The organism is Novosphingobium beihaiense (genome assembly GCF_022832375.1).
GTDB classification, from domain to species: domain Bacteria; phylum Pseudomonadota; class Alphaproteobacteria; order Sphingomonadales; family Sphingomonadaceae; genus Novosphingobium; species Novosphingobium beihaiensis.
The window spans coordinates 1-9,565 of sequence record NZ_JALHLG010000070.1; the positions used below are offsets into that span (position 1 = coordinate 1).

9 protein-coding genes, 1 tRNA gene and 2 pseudogenes are annotated in these 9,565 nt (G+C 65.1%); 11 read left to right on the top strand and 1 reads right to left on the bottom strand.

The genetic code is table 11. The features are described 5' to 3' along the window. The 3 genes and pseudogenes from MTR66_RS20495 to MTR66_RS20505 form a co-directional block, all read left to right on the top strand. Window positions 1–528 (top strand): annotated as a pseudogene (locus MTR66_RS20495) (integrase core domain-containing protein); the annotation flags it as partial. A gap of 216 nt (window positions 529–744) precedes the next feature. Beyond that, complete coding sequence (locus MTR66_RS20500) at window positions 745–1,245, top strand: hypothetical protein (RefSeq protein WP_243924450.1); 501 nt, start codon at window positions 745–747, stop codon at window positions 1,243–1,245. Window positions 1,246–1,362: 117 nt separating this feature from the next. After that, window positions 1,363–2,514, top strand: coding sequence for a glycosyltransferase family 4 protein (locus tag MTR66_RS20505; protein ID WP_243924452.1), 1,152 nt, complete (start codon window positions 1,363–1,365; stop codon window positions 2,512–2,514). On the opposite strand, the gene MTR66_RS20510 is transcribed toward MTR66_RS20505, so the two are convergent. Next, a complete protein-coding gene (locus MTR66_RS20510) occupies window positions 2,511–2,948 on the bottom strand; it encodes a hypothetical protein (RefSeq protein WP_243924454.1) in 438 nt (145 codons plus the stop codon). The genes MTR66_RS20505 and MTR66_RS20510 overlap by 4 nt on opposite strands. A gap of 90 nt (window positions 2,949–3,038) precedes the next feature. Between MTR66_RS20510 and MTR66_RS20515 the strand changes: the two genes are divergently transcribed. From MTR66_RS20515 to MTR66_RS20540, 8 genes and pseudogenes are all read left to right on the top strand, one after another. Continuing rightward, on the top strand, window positions 3,039–4,361 hold the full coding sequence (locus MTR66_RS20515) for a replication-associated recombination protein A (RefSeq protein WP_243924456.1): 1,323 nt from the start codon (window positions 3,039–3,041) through the stop codon (window positions 4,359–4,361). A gap of 38 nt (window positions 4,362–4,399) precedes the next feature. Further along, the gene (locus MTR66_RS20520; RefSeq protein ID WP_243924468.1) at window positions 4,400–5,266 is read left to right on the top strand and encodes a hypothetical protein; all 867 of its coding nucleotides are present in this window, start codon (window positions 4,400–4,402) and stop codon (window positions 5,264–5,266) included. 82 nt (window positions 5,267–5,348) lie between these two features. Then, on the top strand, window positions 5,349–7,061 hold the full coding sequence (locus MTR66_RS20525) for a DUF885 domain-containing protein (RefSeq protein ID WP_243924458.1): 1,713 nt from the start codon (window positions 5,349–5,351) through the stop codon (window positions 7,059–7,061). A gap of 73 nt (window positions 7,062–7,134) precedes the next feature. After that, window positions 7,135–7,210 (top strand) — tRNA-Thr (locus MTR66_RS20530). A gap of 175 nt (window positions 7,211–7,385) precedes the next feature. Next, window positions 7,386–7,541: pseudogene (locus tag MTR66_RS21490) on the top strand (Arm DNA-binding domain-containing protein); the annotation flags it as partial. 76 nt (window positions 7,542–7,617) lie between these two features. Further along, a complete protein-coding gene (locus MTR66_RS21495) occupies window positions 7,618–8,181 on the top strand; it encodes a tyrosine-type recombinase/integrase (RefSeq protein WP_407673094.1) in 564 nt (187 codons plus the stop codon). Then, window positions 8,063–8,464 (top strand): tyrosine-type recombinase/integrase, encoded by a 402-nt coding sequence (locus MTR66_RS20535; protein WP_243924470.1) that lies wholly within the window; start codon window positions 8,063–8,065, stop codon window positions 8,462–8,464. The genes MTR66_RS21495 and MTR66_RS20535 overlap by 119 nt, the downstream gene beginning before the upstream one ends. Window positions 8,465–8,762: 298 nt before the next feature. Next, window positions 8,763–9,263 carry a helix-turn-helix domain-containing protein gene (locus MTR66_RS20540; protein ID WP_243924465.1) on the top strand — a complete coding sequence of 167 codons (501 nt, stop codon included), beginning with the start codon at window positions 8,763–8,765 and terminating at the stop codon, window positions 9,261–9,263. Window positions 9,264–9,565: the final 302 nt, after the last annotated feature.

Sequence of the window (9,565 nt, forward strand, 5' to 3'; positions counted from 1 at the left end):
TGTGGCGATCGACCGGACCAGCAAGTTTGCCTTCGTCCAGTTCGTTACGAAGACCGGCAGGACATCAGCCTCGGCCTTCCTAGCCGCCCTGATAGAGGCCGTCCCCTACACGATCCACACCGTGCTGACCGATGATCCTGTCCTGAGCGGAGCCGAAGGGGGCATCCAGTTCACCTTCCCCCCACGCTATGCCGATGGTCCCACCCCGACCTACATGACCCACATGTTCGACATGCGCTGCCGCGAAAATGGGATCGAGCACCGCCTCACCAAGATCAAGCATCCCTGGACCAACGGACAGGTCGAGAGGATGAACCGGACGATCAAGGAGGCAACGGTCAAACGCTACACAGCCACGCCCAGCTCACCGCGCATCTCCACGACTTCATCAACGCCTACAATTGCGGCCGTCGGCTGAAGACCCTGCGAGGCCTCACGCCCTACGAATACATCTGCAAATGCTGGGCAACTGAGCCAGAGCGTTTCACCTTAAACCCGCACCATCAAATGCCGGGACCAAACAACTAGCCGCCGCGTAACGCGCCCCGCCGGGACCGCCGCGATCCGCGCTGATCCCGGCGAAGCGTGTCCCATCCGCGTCGGACGGGGCACGTCCGGGGGAGCAGCCTGTTACAACTTGTGACAAGTTCACCACCAGTTCAGTCCCTATCGTCCAGAAATCAGGCTCCACAGCGCCTGCCGAAACCGCCGTCACCCGGTTGGCCCAGACATAGGGAGACGCATATGTTGCGAAATGGACTGAAATCCGCCGCCGCCAGGCTGGGTCTTGGCGCGGCACTGGCTGCCACGGCGCTGGCCGTGGCGGCACCGGCGCAGGCGCGCGATCACTACCGCCATCACGGCAGCGGCAACGACGCCGCGATCGCCATCGGTGCCGGGATCGTCGGCCTTGCCATTGGCGCGGCCATCGCCGACAGCCACGATGACCGCTATTACGACCGCGCCTATTATCCCTCCCGCCGCTATGTGACGGTGCGCGGTTATCCTGGCTACTACTATTACTATGAGGGCCGTCCCGGCCGCTATTACCGGGACCGGTACTACAGCCGCTACTATGCGCCCTATTACCGCAGCCGCTGGCATCGGGAACGCGACTGGCGCTATGCCCGGCGCCACTATGACCGCGACTGGCGCCGCGATCGCCACGCCTATCGCGATGGATACCGCGACGGCCGCCATGACCGCCGCAGCCATGGCCACTACCGCGGCCGCCACCGCCGCTGATTCCCGCTAATTCCGCCGGCCGCTCTCCTCTCCCCTTGGAGAGCGGCCGGTTACTTGCTGGGGGCGGAGCACGCACACTCTCGCCAAGCGCGGCGCGGAGAGCTATGGGCCTCCACGATGGAAACCGCCGATCTGCGCATCGCCCTGTTCTCGGGCAACTACAATTACGTTCGTGACGGCGCTAATCAGGCGCTCAACCGTCTCGTCGGCTACCTGCTCCGCCAGGGCGCGCAAGTGCGTGTCTATTCCCCGACCGTGGCCGAACCCGCTTTCGAGGCCACCGGCGATCTAGTCAGCGTGTACTCCCTCCCCATTCCGGGCCGCGCGGAATACCGCGTGCCCTTGCGCATTGCCGGCAAGGCGCGGCGTGATCTGGATGCCTTCGCGCCCAATGTCGTCCATGTCTCCTCTCCCGATCCGGTCGGGCATCAGGCGGTAGGCTGGGCGCGCAAACGCAACCTGCCCGTGCTGGCCTCTGTCCACACGCGTTTCGAAACCTATCTGCGCTATTACAACATGGCCTGGGGCGAGCCGGTGATGGAAGCCATGCTGCGCCGCTTCTACCGCCGCTGCGACGCGCTGGTGGCGCCATCCGAAAGCATGGCGCAAGTGCTGCGCGACCAGCGCATGAACTACGACGTTTCGATCTGGTCGCGCGGGGTGGACCGCGAGATTTTCCATTCGGGCCGCCGCGATCTGGAATGGCGCCGCTCGCTGGCCATTGGCGACGATGAAGTCGTGATCGGCTTCCTTGGCCGTCTGGTGATGGAAAAGGGGCTCGACGTCTTCTCCGACACGCTGGACGACTTGCGCCGCCGGGGCGTGGCCCACAAGGTGCTGGTGATCGGCGAGGGCCCCGCACGCGAGTGGTTCGAGGCCCGCCTGCCCGGCGCGGCTTTCGTCGGCTTCCAGCAGGGGGCTGATCTCGGCCGCGCGGTCGCTTCGATGGACGTGCTGTTCAATCCTTCGGTCACCGAGACGTTCGGCAATGTCACGCTGGAAGTGATGGCCTGCGGCCTGCCGGTGGTCGCCGCCGCCGCAACCGGCAGCCAGAGCCTCGTCGACGACCGCAATTCCGGCCGCCTGATCCCGCCCGGCGCGATCCACCAGTTTTCCGAAGCCTTGAGGACCTACATCGAAGATCCTGCCCTGCGCGCCGCGCATGGCCGCGCGGGAGAGGCCAGGGCCAGCGAGTTTAGCTGGGACAAGATCAATCAGGCGGTGGCCGACACTTACGTCCGGCTGATCCGCCAGAAAACGCGCGGTTAACCCAGCACGCCGCGTGCGCGCATTCGCACCGCGTACCACAGCAGCGCCAGTGCCACGATCCAGATCGCCACGGCCATGACGACGTTGGCAGGTGTTATCATGCTGTCCGGCATGCCGGACGTGAACTGCCAGATTTGATGGACGGCCAGCCCGGCAAGCGAAAGCGCGAATGCCGTGACGGCCCGGCGCGATCGCACAAGCAGCAGCAGCGAGCCCGCCAGCGCGCCCCACACACCCATCGCCCAGGGCACCAGCGTCCAGGTGGGAGCGGCATCGAGCCAGTCGATCATATCCGCAGGAAACGCCGCCATATGGGCCGGATAGCGCGTTACCGTCAATGTGAAGTCCAGACACCCGAAGGCGTTCCAGATCAGCGAGAACACCGCGATTCCCCAATAGCGGCGCGATGGCTTTGTCTGTGTTCGCGCGGTCATGGCCGTTTCTCCCCAGCTTGCCTTGCCCTGCGAGGGTAGGCCGCGGCATCTCCCGATGCAATCACGCGCAAGAGTCGCTAGATAGCCCCCATGGCCGACCTTTTCGCCGATGACCTGCCCCCTTCCGCCTCCTCCGGCGAGCCGCGCGAGGATGCCCCGCTGGCCGACCGGCTGCGCCCGCGCACGCTCGCCGATGTCGTGGGGCAGGAGCACCTGACCGGCCCGGAAGGCGCGATCGGGCGCATGGTGGGGGCGGGGCGGCTGTCCTCGATGATTCTGTGGGGGCCGCCCGGCACCGGCAAGACCAGCACCGCCCGCCTGCTCGCCGCCGCCGTGGGGATGCGCTTTGCGGCAGTGAGCGCGGTGTTTTCCGGCGTTGCCGATCTCAAGAAGGCCTTTGCCGAGGCGGAGACGATGGCCAAGGCCGGGCAGCGCACTTTGCTGTTCGTGGACGAGATCCACCGCTTCAACCGCGCCCAGCAGGACGGTTTCCTGCCGTTCGTGGAACGCGGCACCGTCACGCTGGTGGGCGCCACCACCGAAAACCCCAGCTTCGCGCTTAACGCCGCGTTGCTCAGCCGCGCGCAAGTGCTGATCCTGCACCGGCTCGATCAGGCCGCGCTCGGCACGCTGCTCGACAAGGCCGAAGCGCTCGAAGGCCCGCTGCCGCTCGACGCTGCCGCGCGCGAGGCGCTGATCGCCTCGGCCGATGGCGACGGACGGTTCTTGCTCAATCAGGCCGAAACGCTCTATGCCGCGAAGATCGCCGAGCCGCTCGATCCGGCGGGGCTCGGCCAGTTCCTGCAACGCCGCGTCGCCGTCTACGACAAGGACCGCGACGGGCATTACAACCTGATCTCGGCGCTGCACAAATCGGTGCGCGGATCGGACCCGCAGGCCGCGCTCTACTATCTGGCGCGGATGCTGACGGCGGGCGAGGAGCCGCTCTACCTGCTGCGGCGGCTGACCCGCATGGCCAGCGAGGATATCGGCCTTGCCGATCCGCAGGCGCTGCAACAATGCCTCGCCGCCAAGCAGGCCTACGAATTCCTTGGCAGCCCCGAAGGCGAAGGCGCGATCGTGCAGGCCTGCCTGTACCTTGCCACCGCGCCCAAATCGAACGCGGCCTACATGGCGCAGAAGGCCGCGTGGAAAAGCGCGAAGGAAACCGGATCGCTGAGCCCGCCCGCGAACATCCTCAACGCGCCGACCAAGCTGATGAAGGATATCGGCTACGGCAAGGACTACGCCTACGACCACGATGCGCCGGACGGCTTTTCCGGCGACAATTACTGGCCCGAGGACATGGCGCCGCAGACCTTCTACGATCCGGTCGAGCGCGGCTTCGAACGCGAAGTGAAGAAGCGCATCGAATGGTGGGACCGCAAGCGCGCCGAGCGCCGGGGCCAGTGATCTCCGCCAACGTGAGCCCCACCCGCTTCCGGCATTTCATGGCGATAGACTGGTCCGGCGCGGTGGGCGCCCGGCAAAAAGGCATTGCCGTGGCGCTGTGTGGCACGGACGGAGAAGCGCCCCGGCTGCTGCGGCCCAAGGAGCACCGCCACTGGTCGCGCGCGGAGGTGCTGGACCTGCTGCTCCGCGAGTGCCCGGAAGACGCGCTGATCGGCCTCGATCTCGGCATCTCGCTGCCCTTCGCCGATGCGGGCGCGTTCTTTCCCGGCTGGGCGGAAAGCCCACCCGACGCCCCCGCGCTCTGGGCCCTGATCGATGCCGTGTGCGCCTGCGATCCGCACTTGTCCGCCACCAGCTTCGTTGATCACCCCGAGCTGAGCGCGTACTTCCGCCGCCATGGCGGCCGCGAGGGGGCGCAGTTCCACTTGCCCGGCGCATCGCACAAACGCGGCCGTATGCGCGTGACCGAAGAGGCGCAGGCGCGCGCCGGGTGCAAACCCTATTCGAACTTCAATCTCGTCGGCGCCGCGCAAGTCGGCAAGTCCAGCCTGACCGGCATGCGCCTGCTGCACCGGTTGCGCGGGCGTGTGCCAGTCTGGCCCATCGAGCCGCTACCCGCTTCCGGCCCGGTGATCGTCGAAATCTACACCACGCTGGCCGCCGTGGCCGCGGGCCGCAGCGCCGCGCGCGCCAAGATGACGGAGCACGCCGCTCTCAACGAAGCCCTGCGCGCGCTCGGCTCGCCGCCCGTGCCCGGCGAAGGCCCCATCGACGATCATTCCTCCGACGCGCTGCTGACCGCCGCCTGGCTGCGCACCGCCGCGCCGCAAGCGCCCCTGTGGACGCCTGCCGGACTGACGAAAGATCTTGCACGAACAGAGGGCTGGACCTTCGGCGCACGATAGCCCACAACCCCTGCCATCGAGGGCGCCCCTCCCCCCGGTCTGGGCGCCACTCCCCAATACCGACAGGGACGCAATCCATCCTATGAAAGCCAAACTGCTGGCAGGACTCGCCTGCCTCGCTCTGGGAACCGCACCGGTTTCCGCCAGCCCCGAACCCGCCGCTGCTGAAGCCCCGGCCTCCGCGTGGAGCGGTTTCGTCAAGACCACGATCGACCGCTGGCTCGCCATCGATCCCAGCTTTGCCATCTACGAAGGCGCCCACCAGTACGACGGCCAGCTTCCCGACTGGAGCGCCGCCGGGCTCAAGGCCAAGGGTGCGTTCCTGCACGGCCTGATCGCCGACGCCGCCAAGTTCAAGGATCTGACGCCCGATCAGGCCTTCGAACGCGCCTATCTGGTGCAGGTGGCCAAGGGGCAGCTGTTCTGGCTGGAAGATGCCGACCAGCCCCACACCAACCCCACCTACTACATCAACAACGGGCTCGATCCGAACGTCTACGTGAGCCGCGCCTATGCCGACAAGCCCACGCGCATGAAGGCGATGATCGCTTTCCTCAACGCGGTTCCCGCCGCCACCGCGCAGATCCGCGCGAACCTGAAGACGCCGATGCCCGCCAGCTTCATCAAGGTGGGCGGTGACGCATTCTCCGGCTTAGCCGCCTACTATCGCGGCGATGCCCGCGCGGCCTTTGCCGATGTCAACGATCCGGCGCTGCAGGCGCAACTCAAGGCCGCCTCCGAAAAGGCCGGCGCCGCGATGCAGACGCTGGCCGACTGGATCGCCAAGGCCCCCGCGAACGAGGCCTATGCACTGGGCGCCGCGCGCTTCTCGCGGATGCTGGCGGCGACCGAAGCCGTCGATGCCCCGCTTGACGAACTGGAAGCCGTGGGCCGCGCCGATCTCAAGCGCAACCGCGATGCGCTCGTCGCCGCCTGCGCCCAATTCGCGCCCGGCAAGAGCGTGCCTGCCTGCGTCGCCAAGATGAGCGCGGACAAGCCCGCCGACGGCCCCGTCGCCGAAGCGCGCCGCCAGATCCCCGAACTCGCCGCCTTCGTGCGCGAGCATCACATCGTCACCATCCCCGGCACCAAGATGGCCAAAGTCGAGGAAAGCCCGCCCTACAACCGGGCCAATTCGGCCTATATGGACCCGCCGGGGCCGCTCGAAACCAATCCCACCTCGGTCTACTACATCTCGCCGCCCGATCCCGCGTGGCCCAAGCAGAAGCAGCTCGACTACGTGCCGGGCAAGGACGACCTGCTGTTCACCAGCGTCCATGAAGTGATGCCGGGCCACTACTTGCAGTTCCTCCATTCGAACCAGACGCCCTCGATCGTGGGCAAACTGTTCGTCGGCTACGGCTTCGCCGAAGGCTGGGCGCACTATACCGAGCAGATGATGTGGGATGCCGGGCTCGGCAATGGCGATCCGGAAGTCCACATCGGCCAGCTTTCGAACGCGCTGCTGCGCGACTGCCGCTTCCTCTCCGCGATCGGCCTGCACGCGCGCGGGATGACGCAGGCGCAGTCCAAGGCGATGTTCATGGACAAGTGCTATATCGACGAGGGCAATGCCGAACAGCAAGCCGCACGCGGCACCTATGACCCGGCCTTCCTCAACTATACGCTGGGCAAGCTGATGATCCTCAAACTGCGCCACGACTGGACCGCCACGCGCGGCGGCCGCAAGGCGTGGGAGGCGTTCCACGACCAGTTCCTCAGCTACGGCGGCCCGCCGATCCCGCTGGTGCGCCAGGCAATGATGCACGAAGACGCCCCGCACGCGGTATTCTGAGCCCAGACCTCACAAAACGACTGGACCGGCGCCCCTGCCTTCCGGTAAGGGCGCCGGACTCGCCGCAAGGCATGCCGGTTTAGCTCAGTTGGTAGAGCAGTTGATTTGTAATCATCAGGCCGCGGGTTCGACTCCTGCAACCGGCACCATTTCCCATTCCCACTAGTTCCGGAACATTCCGAAATCCCTTGCAAATCAGGGGTTTTTGGCACATCTGCTATCCGTAGGTTTTCTCTTTGTTCTCGTCCATGCCCAAGCAACTCGGGGGTGTTTTGGGGGCATCGAATCTCGGAAGTGGGGGGATCGAATGTTGACGGATCGCGAATGCAAGACAGCGGGTCGATCGACGAAGGACTCTTTTTGCTGGTGACCAAAGCCGGCTTGAAGAGCTGGCGGCTGAAATACCGGTACGGCGGCAAGGAGAAGTTGCTGACGTTCGGTCCCTACCCGCAACTCTCGCTGAAGGAGGCGAGATTGCGCAAGGACGAGGCTCGCGCGGAATTGGCCGCTGGCCGGGATCCGGGCGAGCAGCGGAAGAAATCGCGGGCACGCCGCCTTGGCAAGGAAGAGGAAACAGGGACATTCCGCGCTGCCGCGCTGCCGCGCTGCCGCGCTGGAATGGCTCCGGCTGCAGCAGAAGGGCTGGAAACCCAGACACCACGCGGCGGTAAAGCGCAGCCTGGAAAGGGACATCTTTCCGGAGATCGGCAGTCTCCAACTCACCAGCATCCGGCCTGCCGACATTCGTCCCATGATAGACGCAGTGCAACACCGCGGGGCAGTGGATACCGCGCACCGGTTGCTTTGGCGGATCAAGTCAGTGTTCGACTTGGCTATTGCGACCGGGGAAGCGGAAATGAACCCTGCCGCGTCGATACAAGCCATCCTTCAGCCGCAAGTCATAGGCCGTTTTCCGGCCATTCTCGAAGTCGAGCAGGCTCGAGTTCCTGCTCGACTTCGAAGCCCTGCCCGGCCAGCCCGCAACCAAGCTGGCGTCGCAGCTGCTTGTACTCACCGCATCCCGGCCGGGCCCACTTCGGCTCGCCCAGGCTTCGGAATTTCTGGATCTGGACGGTGCGGAGCCCTGCAGGCGAATTCCCGCCGAGAAGATGAAGCTTGAGCTCGCGGAAAGCGAACAAACTGCATTCGACTTCACCATTCCCCTGTCCCGGCAGGCCGTCGAGACAGTGAAGGTTGCACTGTCGCTATCGGCGAACCGGGCCTATTTGTTTCCCTCTCCACGTTTCTCGCACCGGTCGATTTCGAACAACACGCTCAACGTCGCGTATCGCCGCTTTACCGGCTACGAGGGCAAGCATGTCCCGCATGGCTGGCGCAGCACATTCAGCACGATCATGAACGAGCGCGCTGCAGATCTCGGCCTGCCTGGCGACCGTCGGTGATCGACCTGATGCTCGCTCACAAGCCCCGTGGAACCGAGGCGCACTACAATCGGGCCCGCGTATATGCCGCAGCGGCGCATTATCGCCCAGGAATGGGCGGACCTGCTGTGCGAAGGTCCGCCCTCACCAGCCATGCTCGCGGATTGCCGCCGCCGCACCTGAACCCTGAATTCGTTGGAGGCAGCGCATGAGCACCGCTTTCGCAAGAGATTCCGTGTGACGGCGCAGCTACGACGTCGAAGACGATCGCGCCCAGGTCTCGAAGATCCATTGGGAGCCGGCGGTTCGCAATGAGAACATGTTCCCCTTCCGCGACGTGTTCCGGGACACCGTCGTTGCCTATTCCGATCACATCCGGAAACCCGGCAAGAGCCTTCCAATCTCCATGAATACGATGCAGGTCCTGAAAGCCCTGTTCAGCTTCATGGATGGGAAAACAGGCCGATGCGATCCATCTCTGGACACGATTGCCAAGCGATCGAAGCTCTCGCACCGCACCGTCGTCCGTCAGCTCGAGGTCCTTCGCCGGGAGAAGGTCATCGACAGGATGCGTCGAACGGTAAAAACCGGTAATGGTCCAGATGAAGGCCCTAAACGCCAGCAGACCAGCAATTCCTATTTCGTCGAACTTGCGAACCTTCCCATCGAGATCCTCCGCATTTTGCGGCAGAAGCTTGGTGCAAAGCTCCGGGAAGCGAAAGGGACGCACATGGGATCGGGCCCCGTCCCGTCTGGCTGGGAAAGCGGCCAAGCTCCTTGCCAACGCCGCCCGCAATCTGACTGGATCTGGGAGACGTAACCGCAGAACGCTCGCCGCAGCCACGCATGAGGAACGGCTGGCCCATATGTACGGTGGGGACGCGGACAGCTTGCGCGAGCACGAAGAGATGTTCGGCCTTTCCTCTTGCTCCGGTGCGAGTGCCAACTTGGCATTGTACCCCTCCTCAAGAACATAAAAGGAAGTGGACTGAGGACGCCAAGGCGCCCTCAGACGTCAAATTTGTCATTGCCCCCAAGCCTAGATGCTTCTTCCCGCCTTCTGCGGAGCGCCAACCGTAGAGGTAGAGCTTGCCCTCGGCGGTGCGCACTTCGGCGATGTCG